The organism is Corynebacterium pseudodiphtheriticum (assembly GCF_023509295.1).
Lineage (GTDB): Bacteria > Actinomycetota > Actinomycetes > Mycobacteriales > Mycobacteriaceae > Corynebacterium > Corynebacterium pseudodiphtheriticum.
Genome location: NZ_CP091864.1, coordinates 2,127,348 through 2,152,646 on the forward strand (window position 1 = coordinate 2,127,348; position 25,299 = coordinate 2,152,646).

At 55.5% G+C, this 25,299-nt stretch carries 12 protein-coding genes; 8 read left to right on the plus strand and 4 right to left on the minus strand.

The features are described 5' to 3' along the window. The first annotated feature begins 228 nt into the window (after nucleotides 1-228). The 5 genes from trmB to L9H78_RS09575 all read left to right on the plus strand — a co-directional run bounded on the left by trmB (nucleotide 229) and on the right by L9H78_RS09575 (nucleotide 5,724). Entirely contained in the window at nucleotides 229-1,089 is an 861-nt protein-coding gene (gene trmB / locus L9H78_RS09555) for a tRNA (guanosine(46)-N7)-methyltransferase TrmB (protein ID WP_249617800.1), read from the plus strand. 117 nt (nucleotides 1,090-1,206) lie between these two features. Continuing rightward, nucleotides 1,207-1,866 carry an NYN domain-containing protein gene (locus L9H78_RS09560; RefSeq protein ID WP_249617801.1) on the plus strand — a complete coding sequence of 220 codons (660 nt, stop codon included), beginning with the start codon at nucleotides 1,207-1,209 and terminating at the stop codon, nucleotides 1,864-1,866. A gap of 8 nt (nucleotides 1,867-1,874) precedes the next feature. Beyond that, nucleotides 1,875-4,268: an MMPL family transporter gene (locus L9H78_RS09565; protein WP_249617802.1), complete on the plus strand. Its 2,394-nt coding sequence runs from the start codon at nucleotides 1,875-1,877 to the stop codon at nucleotides 4,266-4,268. A 14-nt stretch (nucleotides 4,269-4,282) separates the two neighbouring features. After that, the gene (locus L9H78_RS09570) at nucleotides 4,283-5,320 is read left to right on the plus strand and encodes a lysylphosphatidylglycerol synthase transmembrane domain-containing protein (protein ID WP_249617803.1); all 1,038 of its coding nucleotides are present in this window, start codon (nucleotides 4,283-4,285) and stop codon (nucleotides 5,318-5,320) included. Nucleotides 5,321-5,325: 5 nt separating this feature from the next. Next, nucleotides 5,326-5,724, plus strand: a complete 399-nt coding sequence (locus L9H78_RS09575) for a DUF3054 domain-containing protein (RefSeq protein WP_249617804.1) — start codon at nucleotides 5,326-5,328, stop codon at nucleotides 5,722-5,724. Here the strand turns inward: L9H78_RS09575 and rarD are convergent. Further along, complete coding sequence (gene rarD, locus L9H78_RS09580; RefSeq protein WP_249617805.1) at nucleotides 5,638-6,606, minus strand: EamA family transporter RarD; 969 nt, start codon at nucleotides 6,604-6,606, stop codon at nucleotides 5,638-5,640. The genes L9H78_RS09575 and rarD overlap by 87 nt on opposite strands. A 195-nt stretch (nucleotides 6,607-6,801) precedes the next feature. Here rarD and L9H78_RS09585 point away from each other — a divergent pair, with 195 nt between their 5' ends. The 3 genes from L9H78_RS09585 to L9H78_RS09595 are packed head-to-tail and all read left to right on the plus strand — an operon-like array spanning nucleotide 6,802 to nucleotide 16,684. Next, a complete protein-coding gene (locus tag L9H78_RS09585) occupies nucleotides 6,802-10,395 on the plus strand; it encodes a helicase-related protein (RefSeq protein ID WP_249619949.1) in 3,594 nt (1,197 codons plus the stop codon). 51 nt (nucleotides 10,396-10,446) lie between these two features. Continuing rightward, complete coding sequence (locus tag L9H78_RS09590; RefSeq protein ID WP_249619950.1) at nucleotides 10,447-13,266, plus strand: DUF1156 domain-containing protein; 2,820 nt, start codon at nucleotides 10,447-10,449, stop codon at nucleotides 13,264-13,266. A 43-nt stretch (nucleotides 13,267-13,309) separates the two neighbouring features. Next, the gene (locus L9H78_RS09595) at nucleotides 13,310-16,684 is read left to right on the plus strand and encodes a DUF499 family protein (protein WP_249619951.1); all 3,375 of its coding nucleotides are present in this window, start codon (nucleotides 13,310-13,312) and stop codon (nucleotides 16,682-16,684) included. Between the two features lie 27 nt (nucleotides 16,685-16,711). Here the strand turns inward: L9H78_RS09595 and L9H78_RS09600 are convergent, their stop codons facing one another. The 3 genes from L9H78_RS09600 to L9H78_RS09610 are packed head-to-tail and all read right to left on the minus strand — an operon-like array spanning nucleotide 16,712 to nucleotide 25,156. Continuing rightward, nucleotides 16,712-18,256 (minus strand): acyl-CoA carboxylase subunit beta, encoded by a 1,545-nt coding sequence (locus L9H78_RS09600; protein WP_249619952.1) that lies wholly within the window; start codon nucleotides 18,254-18,256, stop codon nucleotides 16,712-16,714. Further along, entirely contained in the window at nucleotides 18,257-23,311 is a 5,055-nt protein-coding gene (pks13, locus tag L9H78_RS09605; protein WP_249619953.1) for a polyketide synthase Pks13, read from the minus strand. Beyond that, the gene (locus L9H78_RS09610; RefSeq protein ID WP_249619954.1) at nucleotides 23,312-25,156 is read right to left on the minus strand and encodes a FadD32-like long-chain-fatty-acid--AMP ligase; all 1,845 of its coding nucleotides are present in this window, start codon (nucleotides 25,154-25,156) and stop codon (nucleotides 23,312-23,314) included. Between the last annotated feature and the right edge of the window lie 143 nt (nucleotides 25,157-25,299).

Here is a 25,299-nt window from a genome sequence, read left to right on the forward strand (position 1 = left end):
GCGACTACCAGGGGTGAAAGGTAATAACCACGTATAAGCGTGTATGCACGTACTGCCACTACCCCTGCTTATCCACATTTTGATTCTGCGAAATGTGCACTTGCCACCCCCATGTAGGGGTATTAACCCTTGGGTGCAGACGCCCCGAGAATCCCCTTAATCACAGTGACAGACCCGAATTGTTCTACCGTTTTTGACAGGGAACAATAGACAATAATGAATAGCACTATGAAAACTGAGAATTCCAAGAATATCGAGAATACTGTGAATACTGATTTGAATACAGCAAATACCGACAACGCCGATACTCCCGGCACTACCAGCAACACCGAACACTCCCGCGGCATCGGCGAATTTCCTGCCGGTCGGCCCCCACAAACCAATTTCAATGAGGTTTTCAACAATGATCTCGATTACCCGCGGCTAGGCACCGTAACTTTTCGCCGCGGCTCGCTCAGCGATAACCAGCTGGCGACCTTCGAAAAGCACTGGCCAGAACTCGGCACGATGCTTGCCGACGAACGCGTCGACGTCGACAAGTGGTTTGGCCGCAGCGGCGCCCCCACGATCGTGGAAATCGGCTCCGGCACAGGTACTTCAACCGCGGCGATGGCACCAAAAGAAGCAGATACCAATGTTATTGCCGTCGAGTTGTACAAGCCCGGCCTGGCGAAGCTACTTGGGCAGGTAGTACGCGAAGACATCCCGAATATCCGCATGATCCGCGGCGACGGCATGGAAGTACTCATGCGCATGTTCGCCCCAGAATCCCTCGATGGCATCCGCGTGTTCTTCCCGGACCCATGGCCGAAAGCCAAGCACCACAAGCGCCGCATCATTCAATCCGGGCCGTTGAACCTGTTTGCCTCCCGCCTCAAACCCGGCGGAGTACTGCACGTGGCCACCGACCACGCGGACTATGCCGAATGGATTAACGAGTTGGTCGAGGTCGAACCGCAACTAGAATACAAAGGCTGGCCGTGGCCGGAATGCCCGCAGCTGACCGACCGCCAACTGATCACCAAATTCGAAGGCAAAGGCCTAGAAAAAGACCACATTATTAATGAATACTTGTGGGTGAAGCGCTAGGCAGAAACGCCCGCAGGACCCATAGCAGCCGTACAGCACGTACAGCACGTACGGCTGCACACCCCGCGGCCGCATAAAACCCGAAAAAATACGAGAAATACTGGATACACCAAAAATATGGACGCACATACCGCACACACCGCGCAGAATCACTCTGCGCCCACTAGTTCAGCGCACAACAACACTCTGCTGATGATCTGGGACGCACCAAACCTGGACATGGGGCTGGGCTCCATCCTGGGTGGCCGCCCCACCGCTAATTCCCGCCCGCGTTTCGACGCCATCGGCCGCTGGATTCTGGAAATCTCTGAAGAAGAAAACCTCACCCCAGAAGCCTGCGTGTTCACCAATGTCTCACCCGGTGGCGCGGAAGTCATTCGCCCATGGGTAGAAGCACTGCGCAACGTCGGCTATGCCGTATTCGCAAAACCAAAAATCACCGAAGAATCTGATGTGGACCCAGACATGGTCGCCCACATCCGGCAACGGTTCGAGGAAGGCAACTTAAGCGAGATCGTCGTCGCCTCTGCCGACGGCCAAAACTTCCAGGGACTGCTCGAAGAACTCATCAATGCCGGCATTCCCGCCACCGTGCTGGGTTTCCAGGAGCACTGCTCGTGGGCGGTGAGCCACGAAGATATCGGTTTTGTAGACCTGGAAGATATCGAGGGGGTCTTCCTCGAACCACTGCCGCGGGTTAGTCTGGATGCGCTGCCGGAAGAAGGCGCCTGGTTGGCACCCTTCCGCCCGCTGTCGTCACTATTGTCTAACCGTTAGGAACCGGCATGTTTTTCAGGTGGGGGCAGTTTTCCTATGCCCATCGCAGGATCATTCCACTGCTGATCATCGCGGCTATCGCCGTGGTCTTCGCGGTTTTTGGCACCAAGCTCGACGATCGCCTCAGCCAGGAGGGGTGGGAAGACCCCCGCGCGGCTTCCACCACAGCCGCGGAGATTGAGGCCGAGACCTTCGGGCGGGACCGCAACGGCGATGTCATCTTGCTGTTCGACAACCCGCAAGAAAACTTAGAGGCTGCGCGCGCCCACCTGAATTACCTGCAAGAACAGTACCCAGACCAGATCGCGCAAGTCACCAGCTATTTCGATACGCGCAATCCAAACTTGCTGTCCGACGACGGCTCGGTAGCGTTCGCGGCCATCGGTTTAGCAGGTGACGACGAGCAGACCTTGCGTGATTTCCGCACCATCCAGGATGATCTCACCGGTGCCGACACCGCCCAGGGCCTAGATATCGAGGTTGCCGGAGCCACCGCCGTTGCTGATGCTTTGGACGACGGCATGGCGCACGATATCTCGGTTGCCGAACGCGCAGCATTACCGCTGGTGGGCTTGCTATTGCTGTTCGTCTTCGGTTCCGTGATCGCCGCGTTTATGCCGTTGATCGTCGGCGCGCTGTCGATCATGGGCTCCATCGGCATTCTCTCGGTATTGGCCGGGTTCATCCAGGTCAACGTGTTTTCGCAGGCCGTCGTCACCTTGCTGGGCCTAGGCCTGGCCATCGACTACGGGCTATTTATGGTCTCGCGTTTCCGTGAGGAACTAGATAAAGGCCGCGATACCCGCACAGCTGTCGCAATCACCACCGCCACCGCTGGGCAAACGGTGGTCTTTTCCGCACTCATGGTGGCCGTGGCCATTTCCAGCCTGCTGATTTTCCCGCAGGCGTTCTTGAAATCCGTGGCTTATGGCGCGATTTCCGCCGTCGGCCTCGCAGCACTGCTCTCTGTGACGGTGCTGCCAGCAATTTTCGGCATGCTCGGCCACAACATCGACAAATGGACGGTACGCAAGACCAAACGCTCCCGCCCAATCGAGGAAACCTTCTGGTACCGCGTGCCACGCTGGGCCATGAGCAAAGCCCGCTGGTTCACCGTCGGCATCACCGCCCTGCTGCTCGCACTGACCATCCCGCTGTTGGGTGTCAGCTTCGGCGGCGTCAACGAAACCTACCTGCCACCGAGTCACGAAACCCGCCAGGCACAGGATCGTTTCAACGAGGAATTCCCGGAACACCGCACCGAGCCCATCAAACTTGTAGTCAAGGGGGCCGATAACCAGCAGCTTGTCGACGTCGTCTTGCAAGCCCGTGAGATCGAAGGGCTGACCTCCCCCATGGCGCCATCCAGCCAAACCATAGACGGCACCACTGTGTTGAGCGCCGGTATTGCAGACCGCGAAGATAACGCCGGAGTCATCGAACAACTCCGCGCAATTGAGGCACCGGAAGGCGTGGAACTTTATGTCGGCGGCACCCCGGCGATGGAAGTCGAATCACTCGAAGCACTCTTTGAAAAGCTGCCGTGGATGGCGCTGTACGTTATTGTCGCCACGTTCTTGCTGATGGCCGCGGTGTTCGGCTCGCTGATCATCCCGGCAAAAGCCATCATCATGACGGTGCTGACCTTAGGCGCCACCCTGGGTATTTTGACCGGCATGTTTGTCCTCGGCGCCGGTTCCGGACTGCTGGATTTCTCGCCGGGCCCACTGATGAGCCCAATCCTGGTGCTGATCATCGCCATCATTTATGGCTTGTCGACGGACTACGAGGTCTTTTTGGTCTCGCGCATGGTGGAAGCCCGCAAGCGTGGAGCTTCAACCGACGACGCCATCAACTACGGCACCGCGCACACCGGCCACATCATTACGGCCGCCGCGCTGATCATGATTGTGGTGGCTGGCGCGTTCGGATTCTCCGATATCGTGATGATGAAATACATCGCCTTCGGCATGATCTTCGCGCTCTTCCTGGATGCCACTATCGTGCGCATGTTCCTCGTACCAGCCGTGATGCACCTGCTGCGCGAAGACAACTGGTGGGCACCGGCCTTCGTGCACCGAATTTATGAACGCATGGGGCACGGCGCATACGAAGAAACCGTGGTCCCGGCTGGGCGGATGGCGGATGCTTCCGGTCCGGAGGGTGATCTTGCCCCGGACGGTGACCATGAACAGTACGACCTTGCCTCGGAAAACAACCTTGCCCCGGACGGCGACCATGAGCAGTACGAGGAACAGTACGAGCTGGATGAACCTCGCGAACTGCATGAGTCGGAAGTCGTCGCCGATACCAAAGCCATTCGCAGCGGACGCACCACCGACCAAGACAGCGACCTGATTCCGTTCTCGGAGCTCATGAAGCGCCTAGAAAACGACAAGTAGACGGGGCCGCAACGATGAAGAGCACAGTAGGCAAATGGCTGCGGTGGATGCTGCCCCTAGCAGTACTCGTCGTCATGGGGATTTTCTTCCGTGACGAGCTAGATTTCTTGAGCGATGGCTTCCGTACCCTTCATCACGCGCAACCTTGGCCCATCGTCGTCGTGTTTATCACCTTTGCGTTTTCGCTATTGGCAATGGCCGAGGTGATGCGCAAATTGTTTGTCGCCGGTGGTGTGCCTGTCTCGTTCAAAGAATGCAACAACATTGTCTTGGCCTCCAATGCCTGGTCGACGACGCTTCCCGGCGGTCCTGCGTTCGCCGCTATCCTTACGTATAAAGTGCAGCGCGCTTGGGGGGCTTCCGTGGTGCTGTGTGGCTGGTTTTTTGTGCTCTCTTCTGCGATTTCCACGCTCTGGGTCGTATTAATCGGTTTTACCGGCGTATTTTTCTGGGGCGCGGATGTGGCGTTGTGGTCATTAGTAGTATCCCTGGCGTTGATGTTGGGTCTGTGCGGCGGCCTGTACTGGGCTTCCTGCAATACCCGGACCGTGGAACGGTGGATTAAAAACCTGCCGTGGAAAAAGACTGACAAGCTGGTCAAACACATTAACAAGCTCGACCAAGTTTCGTTGAACTTGGGCCAATTTTCCTGGGTGACGTTGATGGCGTTTTTCAACCGAGCCTTCGACGCCGTTGCTCTGTGGGCCTGTGCCTGGGCCGTGACCGGTAATATGCCTTCTTTCTGGCCTGCCGACGACCACACCACCATCATGGGCATTAGCGTCGCGTTTATTACCGCCAAACTGGCGGGTTCCGCGCAAATCACCCCGGCGGGCGTCGGCACCGTGGAAATCGCGATTATCACCGCGCTAGTGGCCACCGGCATGACGGCCGTCGATGCCACTGGCACGGTGTTGGTCTACCGGCTGATCACCTTTGTTTTCTACAGCGCAATCGGCTGGGTCATCTACTTCGCCTACTACGCACGCAAGGGTATGTCCTATGCGGCGCTGCGCCAGACTGATTCGGAAGAGACCAGCGACGTAAAATAACTGGCATGTCGACATCTACCCGCCACACATCTGCCCGTCCGATCATCTTCGATGCCATCGCACTGGCAGTTTTCGCCTTACTTGCACGTTTTGCCCACCAGTCTGCGGACATGCCACTGTCTTTCGTGGGCTGGTTATCCACGCTGTGGCCATTCCTTATTGGGCTGGGGCTCGGCTGGTTATTGCTTTCCCGCGCGACGGCGCTGACGATGGTTAGCGGTGCGAGCAACGGCCGCGGGGCGGCCATCGTGTGGTTGTGCACCGTCATCGTCGGGCTGGTCATCTGGGCGTTACGTAATGGGGCGGTGCCGCACTGGTCATTCGTGTTGGTCGCCAGTGCGACGTCCGCACTGTTCATGTTCGGTTGGCGGGCTGCCGCCACGCTGGCCGGTTCCCGCAAATGATACCGTTTGTCGGCGCTGCTCCCGCCTGCTGTGCCGACGCATCCGCACCAAGTCAGCGACATACACCGCCACCGCGACCCAAATGATGATGAAGCCGATCCAGCGCTGCTGCGACATCGGTTCTTGCGTGATAAACAGCGCCCACAACATCAGAATCGTCGGGGTAAGGTACTGCAGCATGCCGATCGTCGACAGCGGCAGCATGTGCGCACCGCGGGCATAAAACAGCAGCGGGGTGGCGGTGACCAGACCACACGACATCATCAGCAGGGTGTGTCCCCAGCCTTCACTGGCGAAAGTGGATTGTTGCTCTGGGTTCACGCTGATATATGCCACATAGCCCAGCGCAAATGGCAGCATGATCATCGTTTCTGCCCCGACGGAGAAAAACGCGGACACGGCTACTTTCTTTTTCAGCAGGCCATAGGTACCAAAGCTGAATGCCAACGCCAGCGCGATCACTGGTGGCTGGCCGCTCAGGAACGTCAGATACACCACGGCTACGGCCGCGATAGCCACTGCCACCATCTGCCAGCGGCGTAGGTGCTCGCGCAAAATCAACACGCCAAGCGCCACTGATACCAACGGGTTCATGTAGTAGCCCAGTGAGGCATCAGCCACGTGATCATTCATCACCGCCAAGACATAAGTACCCCAATTCACGGTGATCACCACGCCAGCAGCAGCCAAACGCCACCAGGTAGCCGCGCGCACCTCATAGATTTCGCGCCACCGGCCGGTCACCAGCAAAATTCCCACCATCAACACCGCAGTCCAGATGATGCGGTGCGCCAGAATCTCGAGCGGGCTGGCAGGATCCAACAGTGGGAAGAACGCGGGAAACACACCCCACAGCACATAAGCGGCGACGATATATTGCATTCCACTACCGTAGCCGGGAATCGATCGTGCCGACGACTAGCTGAACGAAGACTGCCAGAGACAAGTAAGCGCACTATATCTATTTAGCGATTTCCAGATCGATACCTGTCTTGGAACCCCTATACTGACGTTTAATTAACCACCGTGCGTTACGCCAGATTCACACTTACTATCCTCTGCCGCCAGGAGACTTAGATGCACAACGAAGTTTCAACGATTTCGGACCTGAAACCAGGACAGCGTTTCAACAATGTGCTCACAGGCCAGCTAGTCACGCTGAAAAGCATGAGCCTGATCGGCGATGCCGCAGAAGTTATCTATACCGATGACACCGGTACCCTCCACGAAGAAATTGTCACGGACACAGACATTCGCCAGTGGCAGTTGATGCCCGAGGGCTCTCCAAGCAATCAGTTTGACGGGGATGCGAGAGGCTTTTTGCTGTCACTCGAAGCATTGCGTATTCAAAACGCAGCTCTGTATGACCCTATGACAGCTGTGCATAGTTCAACGGTTGACCCCCTGCCCCACCAAATACGTGCGGTGTATCAAGATCTACTCCCTAAAGTCCCTCTGCGCTTTCTGCTCGCTGATGACCCCGGCGCGGGCAAAACCATCATGGCTGGTCTGTACCTTAAAGAAATGATTCTACGGTCTAATTGCGATCGTGCAATCATCGTTGCTCCAGGGGGCCTGGTTGAACAATGGTGTGAAGAATTAAAGGACAAATTCAACCTTGACTTCGCCGTTTTTAACCCTCAGGTTGCTGACACTGCAACCAGTGAAAACCCCTTCGATGACCATCCATACTTAATTGCACGCATGGATCAGTTAGCGCGCAATGAAGAGCTAACTGAGCAACTCAAATCCACGTACTGGGATATCGCGATCGTCGACGAAGCCCATAGGATGTCTGCAACGTATAACATCTGGTCGGGGCAAACGGATGAGACCAAGCGCTTCCGTCTTGGCCGTATCTTGTCCAATACCGCGCATAATTTCCTTTTGATGACGGCAACACCGCATTCCGGGAACAACGATAACTTTCAGGCGTTTATGTCCTTATTAGATCGGGATCAATTCGAAGGCCCGGCTCGTAACAACTCGGTTGCGAGCACCAGCGGACTGATGCGACGCATGGTCAAAGAAGAGTTGCTTACTTTCGACGGGAAACCACTCTTCCCTGAGCGTCACGCATACACCGTTAGTTACAGTCTTAGCCCTTTGGAGCATAAGCTTTACGACGAAGTCACCCATTACGTGCGAAAAGAAATGAATCGTGCGGCACGAATGAATGAACAAAAAAGGGGGAATACGGTTGGATTTGCACTGACTGTACTGCAGCGTCGGCTTGCCTCGAGCCCAAATGCTATTTTGAGTTCTCTGCAACGCAGACATGCCCGGCTCCAAGAGAGCTTAAGCGAAATGAACCAAATTGCGGGTACCCAAATTCCTCACTGGGCCAAGATAAATCACTCACATCGCCTGTCACTTTGGGATGATCCGGACGTAACTGCCGAAGAACTCACCGAACTAGAAGCTGAAGTAGACACAGTTGTTGATTCAGCGACTGCAGCACGCACTGTTCCTGAGCTACAAGCTGAAATCAGTCATATTGAACAGCTAATTCATCTCGCGGATCGTGTGCATCGCGCGGGAAATGATCAAAAATGGGTGCACCTGAAAGGAATTCTTAATGACGAAATTCTGCGCAAAACAGATGGTGAGATCCGTAAGATCATCGTCTTCACCGAACACAAAGACACATTAGATTACCTCCACAACAAGATCACGAAGCTTTTCCGTTCTGACAATGCAGTCCTCACCATCCACGGTGGAATCTCGAGGCACGAACGCAAGCAAATTCGGGAGGATTTCACGCATGACCCATCGTGCATTGTCTTGCTTGCTACTGATGCTGCTGGCGAAGGCCTCAACCTGCAACGTGCACATTTGATGGTGAATTACGACCTGCCATGGAACCCCAACCGCATTGAACAACGTTTCGGCCGCATACACCGTATCGGCCAACAAGAAGTTTGCCATCTGTGGAATATGATCGCGACTGGCACTCGGGAAGGCGAAGTTTTTGAGCGCCTACTAGCAAAAATCCAGCAGATGGGAGAAGCGTATAGCGGCAAGCTATTCAATGTTTTAGGTGATGGTGCTGCATTTGCCGACAAACCATTGCGTGAACTGCTACTCGACGCAATCCGATACGGTGACCAGCCAGAGGTCAAAGCCAAACTGGATCAAGTTATCGACGATTCTGTCCGTAATGGCATCGAAGAACTCATGTCCACTAACGCGCTTGACCCAAGTATGAGTGCTACAGCCACCCTCGAAGAAGCCCGCGTTGAAATGGAAAAAGCACAAGCACGCCGCTTGCAGCCGGGCTATATTGAGGCTTTTTTCATACAAGCTTTTTCAGAGCTTGGTGGCCAAATCCGGAAACGAGAAACCGGACGTTGGGAAATCACGAGAGTGCCTTCAATTGTAATCACCCAGGCTAGACAATCCCACCATAGACAGCCGATTTCGCGACGCTACGAACGCATCACATTCGATCAGCAGCACCTCCGCCCGATATCCGAAGGACGGATTCTCCCTGCTGCCGAGCTCATTGCCCCTGGGCATCCATTATTAGAGGCAACCAGTGAACTGATCATAGAGAAGTTTCACGGTGATCTTTCCCAGGGAACGATACTGATTGACAACCGCGACGACCAGTTGGATTATCCTGCAATTCTGCACGTGGTCGAGCAAAGAATTACCACGCAGGATGCCCACAAAGATACTGTCGCGCATTATTTTGATTACGTCTTGGTTTCTGAGCCAGATGCCGACTGTCAATGTTCTTTGCCCGCTGGTCACAAAGCACGCAGACATCTTCGTTTTGAGTCCTCCGATAGCCCTGTTTTCTTAGAACTCGATGCACCCCGGGCTTCTGAACTCGAACTAATTAAACAAGTCCCATCTGCAGCACGACCCCAGGGCAACTACTCAAAAGATGTCCAGGCCCACACCCTTTCGCACCAGCTGAAAGACAAGAAGACGCGATTGTCAGCTATCCGTAAGTACACAGCGGAGAAAGCGGCTGCTGAAATTAAGAAACGTCTGAAGCAAGAAATCGTCCATTGGAATCAGACTTCTGCAGAATTAGAGCTAAAAGAACGAGATGGAAAATACGGTCGTATCAAGTCAGCAGACGCCCGGGCGAAAGCGAAAGATTTAAACCAGCGTATGCATAAGCGAGTTTCAGAGCTTGCAGGCTTCGAGCGTTTAGCGATAACCCCACCTCGGGTTCGGGCAAAGGCACTCGTGATTCCATCAGCATTCTTGGCGCACCGTTCGGCAGAGAGTTCAGATGGAGAATCACGCACGCGTTACGCCAAGAATACAAAGGAAGTAGAGCGCCGTGCGGTTGACCTCGTTCTAGATACTGAACGACGCCGAGGAAACACGCCAGAAGAAATGGCATTTAATAACCCTGGCTACGACATCCAATCCCGCAATCCAGCTGGAAAATTGCGATACATTGAGGTGAAAGGACGTATCGCTGGTTCTCGGAGTTTCACTATTACGCGAAATGAGATTCTGTTTGCACGTACCCACCCTGCAGATCATATTTTGGCTCTGGTTGAGGTATCTCCTGATGGACCAGATCGCGACCGTATCGTTTATATCAACAATGCATTTTCCCATCTGGATCCATCTGATTCCACAGAATCCCAGAACGAGATGTGGGGTCAGTACTGGAGTCGGGGTGGTGCACCGTTAAATAATTAAGCCTATGTACCCTGAATTTTGAAAGAAATACCGCCATTTGGAGGATCCACCGTGACGTCTGCTGCCCCAAAAAAGAAGCTCATCGAAGTCTCTCTACCTCTAGATGCGATTAATGAGCAGGCTTCCCGCGAGAAGTCTATTCGGCACGGACACCCTTCAACGCTGCACCTGTACTGGGCTCGGCGCCCACTGGCTACATCACGTGCGGTATTGTTCGCACAGCTTGTCGACGACCCTTCTTCACATCCAGATAAATTTCCCACTGTTGAAGAGCAAGAAATCGAACGCCGACGTTTACATGCATTAATGGAACGCCTTGTTATTTGGGAAAATTCCAACGACGAAGACCTATTGAAACAGGCCCAGCAGGAAATCCGCAATTCAAACAATGGCGAGCTACCTGCGGTTCTCGACCCATTCGCCGGTGGTGGCTCCATCCCTCTAGAGGCGCAACGCCTTGGCTTAGATGCCCACGCTAGCGATCTCAACCCCGTCGCGGTGCTCATTAATAAAGCACTGATTGAAATCCCTCCGAAATTCGCAGGACAGGCTCCCGTATTCCAACCAGACGATGGCTCAAGCGACGGCAGCTTCGAAAAATTACGTTCCCAAGGCTGGGAACGAGCCGCAGGTCTTGCAAAAGACGTAGAACTGTATGGCCAGTGGATGCTGGAGAAGGCTCGCGAACGTATTGGACATTTGTATCCGACTATTAAGGATGATGACGGTGTCGAGCACACAGTCATTGCATGGATTTGGGCACGCACTGTAACCAACCCGAACCCTGCCAATCCTATTGAAGTTCCGCTGGTCCGTTCGTGGTGGCTGAGCAAGAAAAAAGGCAAGGAGGCGTGGGTCGAGGCGAAAGTAGTCAACGGCGAAGTTCACTACACCGTCCATAATGATGCCGAAGGACCAACAGACGACGATGCCGGGACGATCGGCCGTCGGGGTGGTATCTCTATAGCCGATGGCACCCCGTTGGACTATAAATATATTCGGTCAGAAGCTCGTGCGGGAAGAATGGGCGAGCATCTGATTGCCGTCGTAGCTGATGGGGGGGGGAGAGGCCGGTTTTATTCTTCGCCCTCCGGTAATCACCTATATGCGTCAGATTTACCGGTGCCAACTTCTACTCCAACTGCGCTACTTCCTAAAGTCGCACCGAGTTTCCGTGTTCAGGCCTATGGATTTGAACTTTGGGCCGACTTATTCACCAATCGCCAGCTCACTGCGCTGACGACGCTCAGTGATCTTGTTTCTGAAGTCCGCGACAAAGTTCTGTCCGACGCGCGTGCTGCGGGATTCACAGACGGAGCTCGCCTTGAAAATGACGGGTCTGGAGCTGAAGCCTACGCGGATGCGGTCGCTACGCTCCTTGGATTCGCGGTCAGCCGCACCACTGACCGGAATTCATCTCTAGCATCGTGGGATTCATCCCGCTCTGCCATTAGAAATGCTTTCGGCCGTCAGGCACTACCCATGGTGTGGGATTTTGCAGAAGCTAATCCTTTGTCAGATTCATCGGGTAGCTTTTCGAGCCAGCTTGGGTACATCGCCAAATCCATACAACATGCGCCAACAAGTACTTCGGGTAAAGCAGTTCAAGCAGATGCGGCTACTCGAGAATACGGGAATTTCGTAATCTCCACTGATCCCCCGTATTACGACAACATCGGATACTCCGATCTTTCAGATTATTTTTACGTGTGGCTACGCCGTTCACTGAGGGATATCCACCCCCAAACCGTTGCTACCATGCTCACTCCTAAAGAAGAAGAACTAGTCGCTAACCCGTATCGTCATAACGGCAAGCAGGGTGCCGAGCAGTTCTTTATCAAGGGATTCAACTCTGTCTTTGCACGAATCCGGAAAACGGCCGCTGCCGGAGCGCCGCCACTGACGGTTTATTATGCCTATAAGCAGCAGGACACACGAGATGACGGCACAGCATCAACTGGTTGGCACACTCTACTCGATGGACTCATAGCGAGCGGCTGGGAGATCACCGCAACGTGGCCACTGCACACTGAGACGAAAAACCGGCTGATTGCCAGTGGCACCAACGCACTGGCATCATCCATCGTCCTAGCCTGTCGCCCACGACCAGAAACCTCGCATGCAATCACCCGGCGTGATTTTATTCGTATGCTCAAATCTGATCTACCAGCAGCTCTTCGTGCCCTCATGTCTGGAAACGTGGCGCCCGTAGACCTTGCTCAAGCTTCTATTGGCCCCGGCATCTCAATTTTTTCACGATACTCCAGCGTACGAAATGCTGATGGCACTGATATGACCGTGCGCGAAGCACTCTCCCTGATCAACACCACGTTGGATGCAGTGCTTGGAGAGCAAGAATCCGATTTCGATCCTGACACGCGCTTCTCCGTGAAGTGGTATCGCCAATACGGCTGGACTTCTGCCCAATCTGGGGTCGCTGACCAGCTGGCACGTGCTGCAAACACCACCCTTGGGTCACTAGAGCGTGGCGGGATTTTCGAAGCAAAAGGCGGAAAAGCTCGGCTTCTCTCACCACAAACGCTCGACGAGGACTGGGATCCGAATACCGACGAGCATATCAGTGTATGGGAATCCACGGTGCGTCTCGCCGCAGTTCTATATAGCGGTGGCGCCGAAGAAGTAGCAAAGCGGTTACCAGCGATTTCTGAGAGGGTTAGCCCAGAATCTATTAAAGAACTCGCATTCTTGCTCTTCCACGAAGCCGAAAAGAAAAAGGACACCAAAGATGCAGGTTTATTTAACGCATTAGTAAGCGCCTGGCCCGATCTGATGCACCAAGCACGAGCATATGATCCTGCGCAAGCTCATGTGTACGACAGGGCTGGGCAACAAGACACCCTCGATTTCTAAGAACCATTCGCCAAACACCACAATTAACTTCTGAGGAAACCAAATGGCTATTAATAACAGAGAGAAGCTCACCCGGGCATTCGACCTACTTGCCGAAGGGCTTTTTGACGTCGTCGATGAGGCCATGACAAGCGCACTTGGGCCCGACTGGAACGAGCAACAAGCCCGGTACTATGCACAAAAACACGGGACCGAGCCACGTCCACTAGCAAAAACCGATCCTAGTACCCAACTGAAAATGATTACTGAGCGCGGACGGGATTTCAATGATGTTCTTACAAGATCACAGCAAAGCTATGCATCCGAGCTACGGGAGACCCGCAATCTATGGGCCCACAATGAACCTCTCAGTTCTGCGGACACCATCCGTGCCCTGGACACCATGGAACGATTACTCCGCGTCATTGATGCAACCGACTCAGCTGATGACATCCAAAAAATGCGGGTGGATCTCGAACGCACGGTTTTTGAAGATAGAACCCGTAAACGGGCAAAAAGCCGCCAGGTAAACGTCACTGGTAGCGGGGATACCAAACCATGGCGAGAAGTTCTCCAACCGCATGATGATGTAGCCCGTGGTGATTTCACTGCATCAGAATTCGCGGCAGACCTCTACACCGTCGCAAATCCCAGCGCGAATAATATCGCAGGCAACGAATACACCGACCCTACCGAATTCTTCGAACGAACTTACCTCACCGAAGGTCTCAGTGACCTTTTGTCTCGCACGCTTCGCAGGGTCAATGGCGATGCTAATGCCAGCGCTGTGGTCAACCTGCAAACCAATTTCGGTGGTGGAAAAACTCACTCGATGCTGGCTCTTTATCATATCCTCAGCGGCACGCCAGCTAGTCACTTCCCTCAGCACGTAACTGAAGTAGTTCACAATGCCGGAATCAATGAGTTAGAAAACCTCGGCGTCAATCGTGTCGTTATCGTCGGCACATATCTCAAACCTGGATCAGCATCCATCAAAGACGACGGCACGAAAATTCACACAATGTGGGGCGAAATTGCCTGGCAACTTGGCGGTAAAGAAGCCTATTCCAAGATCGCTGCCGACGATATTGCTGGCACGAACCCTGGCAATACTCTTCGAGAAATCATTGCAGAGCACTCACCCGCCATTATCTTGATTGACGAGTGGGTCGCCTACGCTCGCCAGTTGCTAACCGAACGGCAATTACCGGCTGGCACCTTCGATACTCAATTCTCTTTTGCCCAGACACTAACCGAAACAATCGGCACGATTCCCGGCGCGATGCTAGTAATTTCCATCCCGGCATCAGATACTGCTGATGCAGATCGTGCTGGTAATGAACTCGAAATCGGTGGCAAAAACGGACAGGCAGCGTTGGATCGCCTACAAAATGTGGTCCGCAGGGTCGCTGATCAATGGCGTCCGTCATCAAAAAACGAATCATTCGAAATCGTGCGTCGGCGGTTGTTTAAAGAACCGGATGCACAACAGCTGGAGTCCATTGCCAGTACCGCACGCAAGTACTGGCTGATGTACAAAGACAACGGAACAGCATTCCCACAACACGTACTATCTGCGGGTGACCGCTATGAATCCCGGTTGCGTGCTTCGTACCCATTGCACCCAGAACTGCTCGACCGACTCTACGAAGACTGGTCTGCACTCGAACGCTTCCAACGCACTCGCGGAGTTCTTAAGCTGGTGTCGTCGATTGTGCACGAGCTCTGGAAAGCAGGAGATTCTTCTCCAATGATCATGCCAGGCAATGTGCCTTTGGACGCAGCGACGGTGAACACCGACCTGACGCAGTACCTTGAAGATTCCTGGAAACCCATCATTGATACCGATATCGACGGTGACAGCTCGACTGCAGCAACAATCGACCAAAACCGCCCCGACCTCGGACAACGGCATATCACCCGACGTCTCGCCCGCACGATTTTTGTGGGTGCAGCACCCCGGCAACGCAGCAACCAAAAAGGCTTAGACAAAAAAGATCTGTGGTTGGGCACCGCCATCCCCGGAGATGTCTTCAACAAGTACGGCAACGCGCTAGAACAGCTTGGCCAGCGGTCGATGTACTTCTACGAGGATAGTGGAAGCTATTGGTTTGATACTCAGCCATCAGTCAGCAAAACCGCACAAGATCGCGCTGACCAGCTGCGTGAAGATCTACCGACGATCTGGAACGAAATCATAGTGCGCCTTCGCGCTTCCGAGAGGGATACTGGTTTATTCGACCGCATCTACATTTGTCCTGAATCCACTGGAGAAATTCGTGATAACGAACAAGCCAGCTTGGTAATCACACATCCGGAATATTCGCACAGTAAAAACGACGGAAAAGATACTAAGACACAGGCGTGGGTGTCAGAAGCACTGACTCATAAAGGCAGCAGCCCCCGAATCCACAGAAACAGTTTGGTCTTCCTTGTTGCTGACAAACAAGAACTCAAAGCACTTGAGGAAGCTGCAGCGATGTATATGGGCTGGAAATCCGTCGCTGATCGTGCCGCAGAACTAAATCTTTCTGCTCAACAAACCACGCAAACTACGCAAAATGTTGAGCGCTACAACGAAATTGTCCACACTCGACTTCGCGATGCCTTCTACTGGATACTCACTCCAGAGCAATTCGATCCCAAACAAGATTTCGAGTTAGAAGTGACACGGTCAAGCAGTTCCGGCAACGCAAACTTGGCGGAACGCGCAAGTGAGCAACTCAACCGCGAGGAACAGCTCATCAACAAATTCGGTGCCACGCAACTGGGTATGCTCCTCACAGGATCATTACGCCCGATCTTCGATGAGAGGGGGGAGCTATCAATCGGAGAGCTGTGGAGCTATTTCACTCGTTATCCATACATGCCGCGTTTAACTAACCGAGCAGTCTTGGACCGTGCAATCGAAGAAGCTGTCCACACCCCTCTTAATCCATACGAGCGATTCGCTATCGCATCAGGAAAGGCTGACAACCGATATATCGATCTACTCATCCCACCTGTTGATGCCAGTCTCGCGGTCACCGACCACACACTGGTAGTGCGCGATGATATTGCACAACAGCAAGCAGAGAAAGAAAAAGAAGAAAAAACCACCGCCCCTAGTGCTGATGCTCCAGACAACCCTGAGATACCTCATTCCGTCAGCGCAGAAACTCCGACCCGGTCAGCCACGCATCCCGAGCCTGCAGCTGTTGCAAAAAAGACTCGGTATTTTGGCGCAGTCACAATCAACTCTGATGAATACTCCGGCCAGTACCTGGACATTAGCCGTGAAATTCTGAGCCTGCTGGACCGTGCCGGAGCAGATATCTCTATCACCGTAGATATTCAGGCAGATAAACCCGGCGGGTTTGAAAGCCACGAGATACGGGCAATCAGCGAGAACTGGAAAACACTCAACTTCGGGCCAAATTTCGGTTTCGAAGACGAATAGCAAACTGCAGTTCCCACTGAGCTCCACCTACATAGGCGCGATCGGGTGCTTTTTCGGCAAGTCTTCCACGTGCTTAGTCGCCAACTGGCGTAGCGCTTGCCGCAGCTTCAACCGGGTCTCCGAAGGCTGGATCATGGCATCAATATAGCCGCGCTCAGCAGCCACATATGGCGAAGTCATATTCTCGTCGTAAAAGTCCATAAACAGTTTCTTCATGTACCCACGTTGTTCCGGCGGGGTTTGCTCCAACTGCTTGCCCTGGATCATGACGACGGCCGCGGCCGCACCCATCACCGCGATCTGCGCGGTCGGCCATGCAAAGTTGATATCACCGGACAAGTTCTTCGACCCCATCACCGCATACGCACCGCCATAGGCTTTGCGCACCACCAACGAAACCTTCGGCACAGTGGCCTCCACCAAAGCGAAAGCAAAACCAGCGCCACGGTGAATCAACCCGGCCTTTTCTTGCTCCACACCCGGCAAATACCCAGGGGTGTCGGCAACGAAGATCAGCGGGATGTTGTAGGCATCGCAAATGCGGATAAACCGCGCGCCCTTATCGGCAGCATCGGCGTCGATACAACCAGCAAAATGCATCGGGTTATTTGCCACAAAACCCACGGCCTGACCATCAATACGCCCAAAAGCAGTGACCATATTCGGCGCGAAGTTTGCCTGCAGCTCAATCAGCTGATCATCATCACCCAGCAACTTCAGCACATCAATGATGTCGTAACCGGCATTCGTGTCATCCGGCATGAACTCGTCGAGCTCTGGGGTGTACGCGACTTCCTCGTCACTAGGCGCCAAAAACGACGGCGCCGGATCATGACACGTCAACGGCAGGTGATCCAACAGATCACGCACCAGCTCAAAGGCATCTTCTTCGCTGTCAACAACGGCCTGCACGTTACCGTTGCGCTCCTGCTGGCGCGCGCCACCGAGTTCCGCAGAGCTGACTTCCTCGCCGGTGACTTCTTTGATCACAGCCGGGCCGGTGACATACATTTCGGCCTCGCCATCCACCGCGATAACAAAGTCCGTGGTCACCGGGGCATACACCGCACCACCAGCGGATTTACCCAACATGATGGAAATCTGCGGCGCGTACCCCGACAGCGGCATCTGCCGACGCGCGATCTCGGAATACATCGCCAGCGACGTCACCGCATCCTGAATACGCGCACCACCAGAATCCTGAATACCAATCACCGGGCAGCCGATGCGGGCAGCCATATCCATCACCTGCGTGACTTTCTGGCCAAACGTCACACCAACGGAACCGCCATAGACCGTCTTATCGTGCGCATAGATACACACCGGGCGGCCGCCGATGCGCCCATACCCAGTGACCACACCATCCGAGTACACCGCATCGTCATCGCCCGGGGTCTTACCCAGCGCGCCGACCTCCATGAAGGAGCCGTCGTCAAGCAAAGCATTAATGCGCTCCCGGGGAGTAGTACGCCCTGCCTCATCACGCTTTGCCCGCGCCCGCTCCGAACCAGGATCCTGCGCCTTTTCTAAACGACGACGCAGGTCAGCGAGTTTCTCGGCGGTATTAGTCACCTAGTGCTCCTCCCGTGCAGCGGGGATCTTGCTCTTCATCCAACGGTCCATGTGCTCTGCGACGATGCCAATCGCTGGCTCATCCGGCACCGCCAGGTGATCACCCGGCAGCTGAACGATCTCTAACTCATCGACGATAGCACCCCAGCCGCCATCCGGATCAATATCGGCGTAGCGTGGCTCCAATTCAATTGCGCCATCATGCATACGTTCCGCGCGGAACAACAGCACCGGCAGGTCCACATCCGCCCAGCGCGCAAAATCAAGCTTGCCCAGAATCATGTTGTCCACGAAGCTGGCGCGCTGGTGTTCCAAAACCCCCGCGGATAGCCCATGCTCAGAAGCATCGGAGCTAGCCAGGAACTGCTCCAGCATCTGCATCAAGGCTTCCTCACCGGCGGTTTCTAGCAGCTCATACGGTACCGGGAAGTCCAAGCCGTAGGTACGTTCCGCGAATGCGGCGTAGCGCTCCCAGCGGGCCTTGGTCTCATCCAAGGTGTCCGGAATCGGCTCAGACGGCTGGGTGGTATCCAACAACGCAATATAGGCGAGGTCGACGCCGTGAGTGGAGTCGTCGGCGTTATCAGCATTGTCAGTGTTGCCAGCGTCGGCAAGCAACTGCGAAGCCGCCTCATACGCCAACGCTCCACCAAAGGACCAACCGCCCAGGATGACCGGGCGTCCCTTCGCATACTTGCGGATATCGCCCAGGTAATCCGCCACGCGCTCTTCCAAGCTGCCCTCGCGACGCTCCACGCCATAGACCGAAACCTCTTGCGGCAAGCGGCGCGCCAACGGCTGGTACACCACCGAACTACCACCGGCCGGGTGGAACATGAACACCACCGGCGCATCGGCACTGCCCTCACGCAGCACGCGAATATTGCCTTCGACGTCGGTTTCCAGGCCCTCGCGCACCACGTTGGCGATTTCTTCCAGGTTTTCTGCCTTGCCGACGAGCTCGGCCCCGATGCTCATGCCACTGCGCTCACTCAGACGCTCGGCGATCTTGCCTGCGACTTCGCTGTTGATCTCCGGCAACGTGCTGGTGACACCAGCGGCCGCGCGGCCAGTCAGGCTGGCCCAGGTAGCAAACACCAGGCGCTCAGCGGCATCGCGTGGCGCCACGCCGACGCCTTCTGCCTGGGTGGCATAGGACTGTTCGAGCTGATCTGACTGTTCAGACTGATCAGCAGATCCTTGCTCAGCAGAGCTCTTCGCAGAGGAGCTCTGGTCATCCCGCACGGCAGCACCGTTTTCCTGTGTTTGGCCAGCAGAGCCGTGTTTCTCCGCAACGGCCTGGTTGACCATCGCCACGACATCCGCCACCGACGCATCACGCAAAGCCTGCACCTGCAGCGGCGGGATTTGGAAATCGTTTTCCACGCGGTTTTTAATCCGCATGCCCATCAGCGAATCCAACCCCAGGTCAATCAGCGGCAACTCGCCGGGCAGGTCTTCTGCGTCATAGCCCATAGACTCAGAAACAATTAAGCGCAGGCGCTCCTCGACGGTTTCGGTCTCCGGATCCCAACGCACCGCCGAACCCGCACCAGGCATGCCCAGGTTGTTTCCGGCCGCCGCGGCAGCGGCTGCACCTTCGGCACCGGTTGCATCAGCAGCCAGCGGCGATTCTGGGATCGGCGCCACACCCAAATTCTGCGGTTGCGCGTGTGCACCAACGCCGCCGTCGGCAAGCGCCAACGTAGTGGCAAAACCTTCTGCAACCACAACGTCCGCTGTCATATCGTGCACAGTCAACGCCACACCACCGACATTGCGCTGGGCAATCGTCGTCAACTCATCCTGGGCGGGCAACGTGCGTGGTTCTTCTGCTGCTACCAGCTGCGCGCCCGGCTGCATCGCCTCGGCAGCTGCTTCCAGCAACGCCAGCGCCGAAGGCACCTGGTCAGCATCCACGGAAAACGCGGTGCGTCCATCCGGCAAATTCACCCGGGTGCCCGGCAACCCGGCAGCACCGGCGCTCGGGCGGGCATTCGTCCAATACCGTTGCTTCTTAAAGCGTGTGTTGGGCACCGCAGCGTACTCACCGCTGCCATACAGCTGCGAGAAATCGACCGGTTGGCCCAAAACATAAAGCTGCGCCAGCAGATCCACCAGGTTGTTTGCGGAATCTTCCTTGCGCTTCAGCGTCTTCAGCAGCTTCGCATTAGCCTTGTCGACGCTAAAAGCAGTGTTCATCATGCCCATCAGAGCAACCGGGTTCGGGCTAATTTCCACCATGGTGTTGTGACCGTGGGCAAAAGCACTGGTGACAACATCTTGGAAGTACACCGGCTGGCGTGTCATTTCCAGCCAATAATCCTCGTTATGCACCACCGCACCACGCTGGTGGTGGATTTTGTCCACTGAAGAGAACAACGGGGTGTGCAGCGGAGCAGGTTCGATGCCTGCGATGGCACCTTCGAGCTCGCCAAGCAACGGTTCCACCATGGAAGTGTGGCCGGCACCTTTGACGTCCAGCGCGCGGGCAAACTTGCCCTCTTCTTCCAGCTTTTCTACCAAACGCAGAATCGCGGCCCGTGGACCACCAACCGTCGTCATTCCCGGACCTGCGTACACGGCGGGTTCCACACCAGCAAATTCTTCTTGCTCGGCGTAGTCCGAAATCTGCTGTGCAGACAGCTCCACGACGGCCATCGCACCTTGTGCGTCGCCAGTCAGAGCATTTTCGCCTTCACCCATCAGCCGGGCGCGGTGGCAGGCGATCAACATGGCATCCTCGGCGCGCAAGCCACCGGCAGCATAGGCTGCGGCGATCTCGCCCATGGACATGCCAATCACGGCTGCCGGACGCGCACCGCACTGCGCCAGCAAATCCGTCAACGCGATCTGGATTGCGGTGATCGCGACCTGCGCGGTTTCGGTGTTATAGGTCTGCTCATCGTCCCGGACCAATTCCAGCACGGACCAGCCACCCTCAAAGTCCACGATCTCGTCGAGCTCCGTCATTCGCGCAGCAAAAAACGGCGACTGTTCCAGCAGGTCCTTCACCATTTTCCGGTGCTGGGAACCAAAACCGGAGTACACAAATACCGGGCCCGGGGTTTCCGGTGAGTCTCCGCTAAACGCAGACGTCGCAGCCTTGCCCTCGGCGAGCTTACGCAGGCGTTTCACAGCATCACCGGCATCCGCGGCAACAATGGCAGCCCGCGAACGGCCATGGTTGCGCTTTGCCAACGTGCGTGCCACAGCCTGCAGATCAAAATCCTTGTTGCTCTGGGCGTCTTCCAAATAATCAGCCAAATCGCCAGCTGCTTGCCGACGCCGCGATGGCACCAGGCCGGAAATCGGCAACACCACGTGGTCGCTATTCAGGCGCGCCTGAGTTTCCGTAGCCACGCCCGCAGCGCCATCGTGCGCCAACGCGTCCTGCGCTGTAGCGTCCTGCTCCACGGCCTTCTGCGCTGCAACATTCTCGGACGCCCGAGCACCATCGTATTTTTGCACTACGACGTGCGCGTTTGTCCCGCCGAAACCGAAGCCAGAAATACCGGCAATCTTGTTGTCCGAAGGCCATTCTCGTGGGTCTTCGACAACTTCCAGGCGTTCTTTCTCGAAGTCGATATAACGGTTCGGTTCCGAGAAGTTCACCGACGGCGGCACAGTGTCGTTCTGGATCGACAGCACTACCTTGATCAAGCTGGCAATACCGGCAGCAGATTCCGAATGGCCGATATTCGACTTCACCGAGCCAATCAAAGTGTCTGTTTCCCGGCGCGGGCCAAGCACCGCGCCCAACGCACTGGCTTCAATCGGATCACCGAGGATCGTGCCGGTGCCGTGTGTTTCCACGTAATCGACGGTCGCGGGATCAATCCCGGCATCAGCATAAGCCCGGCGCAGCACGTCAATCTGTGCTTCTGGGTTCGGCGCGGTCAAACCATTCGAGTGTCCATCGGAGTTGGTCGCGCTGCCCTTAATCACCGCCAAGATCTCATCACCAGCGGCTTCGGCGTCGGCAAGCCGCTTCAGCACCACTACACCGGCGCCGTCGGCACGCACGAAGCCGTCGGCATCATCGGAAAACGCATGGATAGCGCCCGACGGGGAAATCACGCCGAGCTCGCCAAAGGCAGTGGAAACAAACGGCGACGCCAGGATGTTCACGCCACCGGCAATAGCTACCTCGCACGAGCCATAACGCAACTCGCGCACCGCCTGGTGCACCGAAACCAGCGACGAAGAACACGCTGTGTCCACGTTCAACGAAGGCCCACGGAAATCAAAGGCATAGCTGATACGGTTCGGGATCACAGCCGAAGAAGTACCCGTCAGCGCGTATGGGTGGGCTTCTGCCGGGTCAGCGGCGATCAGCATGCCGTAGTCATTATTCGAGCTACCCATAAACACGCCGACCGGCTTGCCCTTGAGCTCATTCGCCGGCAGGTGTGCATTTTCCAGCGCGTGCCAGGTCAACTCCAGCATGATGCGCTGCTGCGGATCCATATTGGTGGCCTCAATGGGAGAAAGGCCAAAAAATTCCGGGTCAAAACTGGCTATATCGTCCAGGTAGCCACCGGTGAGATTGATCTTGCCCATCTTTTCCGACATCACCGGGTCGGACTGGTACTCACTCCAACGCCCCAGCGGCAGCTCGCCTGTGGCAGTGCGGCCTTCTGCTAGCAGCTTCCAGTATTCGTCCAAGCCATCTGCCTGCGGGAATCGGGCGGACATACCGACGATCGCGATATCACCACCGTAGGCACCGGCGCCGCCATGCGCACCGTTTCCAGCACCAGCGACGTCGGCACGCTCGTAAGACTGCTGGGCAGCCCCGGCCCGCGCGCTATCTTCCGCCGGACCGTCGACCAGCCGTTGAGCCAGCGAGGCGATAGTGGGGTATTCGTAAGCGATAGTCGGATCCAGCCGGGTATCCAGCAAGGTTTCCAATTCACCCGACAGAATCACCGCATCGCGCGAAGAAAGCCCCAGCGCTTCCAGCGGCTTGTTTTCCGATACCTCTTCAACAGGAAGGTCAGTAACCTTCACTACCCACTCGGTCAGCCAGCTCTTCAGCTGCTCAACTGTCATTTAGGCTTCTCCCTCAGATCCCTCATATTTCTTCTTTGCTACCTGCCGCGCGATCTTGCCTGCCGACGAACGGGAGAGCTCGCCAGGAGCCAGGAACTGAATATCATACGGACGCACACCATGGCGTGCGGTAACTTCCGCGCGGATGGCGGAAATTGCCTGTTCGTCTCCGGATTCTTCGGCTTGGTCGGCACGTTCTACCAGCAGCACGAGTTCCTCGGTGTTTTCTGCGGAGACCGCAAAGGCAGCCACGGAATCGCTACGCACGTGCTCGCTGGCGGTCATCACAGTGTGCTCAATATCCTGCGGGTAATGGTTGCGACCAGCAATGATGATCATATCTTTCAAACGACCAGTGATAAACAGCTCGCCGTCGATAAGCACGCCCAGGTCACCGGTAGCCATCCACTTATCCGCCGGAGCATCAGCCACGCGGGAGTCCTCCAGCCGCTCACCAATGGTGTTGTGGAAAGTAGCCGCAGTTTCTTCCGGACGGTTCAGGTAGCCCGCAGCCATGTTGTCACCGTGGCACCACACCTCTCCGACGGTGGAATCTGGCAATTCGGCTTTAGTTTCTGGGTCCACGATGGTCAGAAATTGTGGACGCACGACTTCGCCGTTGGAAATAAACGCCACGCCATCTTCGCTAGCAGTCTCCACAGCCTTGCCCTGCGCAATTTCGTCGCGCTCAAAGTACTTCACCTTTGGGCGATCCTCGGTCTGCGGGGTGGTCACCATCAGCGAGGCCTCTGCCAGACCATACGACGGACGCAGCATGCGACGAGTCAAGCCCTTCGGCTCAAAAGCATCCAGGAATGAGTTCAGCGCTTTCACCGTCACTGGCTCTGAACCAATGATAATGCCGTTAATATTCGAGAAATCCAGGCCGTCTTCATTGCCGTAACGAACTGCGAGATCCAATGCGAAGTTCGGAATCACAGTGTAGACACCATTGCTGTCGTCGCCTTCGCGAGCTGAGATCATGCGCGTCCAACGTGCTGGTTGCTGGATGAAATCTTTCGGCGACATGATCTCATTGCGCAGCCCCATGATCGTGGCGAACAAGCTCAGAATAATTCCCATGTCGTGGTGCAGCGGCAACCACGAGACCAAACGCAGCGGTAGGCGCAGGCGAGCTGCTTCGAAGATCTGCAATACGTTGGTCAGAATCGAACGGTTCGTCAGCTCCACACCAGCCGGGGTGCGCGTAGAGCCAGAGGTGTACTGCAAGAAAGCTGGTTCGTCGATAGGCATTACCGTCGACGAAGCCATGCGCTGCTGGCCTTCGATGGTCTGCTGTGGGTTGATGTAGGAATCAGCCAAGGAATCCGGCAGCGAATCTACCGCCAAGATACGGGGGCGTTCACGAGCCGGGAGTTTTTTGAAGTGATCACGCACCGCCGCTGCCGAAGGGCGGTTGGTAAGCACCAACTTCGGGCTGCAATCAGCGAAGACCGCCGTCAGGTGCCCTTCATGGCCTGGTTCATTCGGGTCGTAAAGAGGCACCGGAACCATACCGGCATACATCGCACCCACAAAGCCGAAAATGTATTCCGGAGAATTTCCCATCAAAATCGCGACCCGGTCGCCCATCTTGGCAACCTGCTGCAAACGCGCAGCCACAGATTTGATGCGAATGTTGATCTCTTGTCGAGTGAAATCAACCGCAGTGCCTTCGCGAGACTGGGAGTAATCCCAGAAGCGCAGACAATGCCGGTCTGCTCCACCGGTGTGCAGATCACCCTGATAGAGCAATTCCGCCAGCCCGACTAGCGACAATTGCGGGGCGAGTTTCAGGTTGCCCTGGCCGTCGTAAAACTGACTCATTGCTGCTTTAAGATCCATGGTGATTCCTTCTCTGAACTAACACCGGTGCAAGTAGTACCGGTCGGAAATTTTTGTTTATCTAAGATTCCAGCCTACGTTGGCGCAGAAGTCATGCAACTACCAGGTGCTATCGAAAACAAAATAAGAAACGTTAACATCTA

What these genes read in the sequence shown, in the direction of transcription:
- L9H78_RS09575 (WP_249617804.1), top strand. Translation starts at nt 5,326, where the DNA reads ATGTCGACATCTACCCGCCACACATCTGCCCGTCCGATCATCTTCGAT.
- L9H78_RS09585 (WP_249619949.1), top strand. Translation starts at nt 6,802, where the DNA reads ATGCACAACGAAGTTTCAACGATTTCGGACCTGAAACCAGGACAGCGT.
- L9H78_RS09560 (WP_249617801.1), top strand. Translation starts at nt 1,207, where the DNA reads ATGGACGCACATACCGCACACACCGCGCAGAATCACTCTGCGCCCACT.
- pks13 (WP_249619953.1), bottom strand. Translation starts at nt 23,311, where the DNA reads ATGACAGTTGAGCAGCTGAAGAGCTGGCTGACCGAGTGGGTAGTGAAG.
- L9H78_RS09610 (WP_249619954.1), bottom strand. Translation starts at nt 25,156, where the DNA reads ATGGATCTTAAAGCAGCAATGAGTCAGTTTTACGACGGCCAGGGCAAC.
- rarD (WP_249617805.1), bottom strand. Translation starts at nt 6,606, where the DNA reads ATGCAATATATCGTCGCCGCTTATGTGCTGTGGGGTGTGTTTCCCGCG.
- L9H78_RS09595 (WP_249619951.1), top strand. Translation starts at nt 13,310, where the DNA reads ATGGCTATTAATAACAGAGAGAAGCTCACCCGGGCATTCGACCTACTT.
- trmB (WP_249617800.1), top strand. Translation starts at nt 229, where the DNA reads ATGAAAACTGAGAATTCCAAGAATATCGAGAATACTGTGAATACTGAT.
- L9H78_RS09570 (WP_249617803.1), top strand. Translation starts at nt 4,283, where the DNA reads ATGAAGAGCACAGTAGGCAAATGGCTGCGGTGGATGCTGCCCCTAGCA.
- L9H78_RS09565 (WP_249617802.1), top strand. Translation starts at nt 1,875, where the DNA reads ATGTTTTTCAGGTGGGGGCAGTTTTCCTATGCCCATCGCAGGATCATT.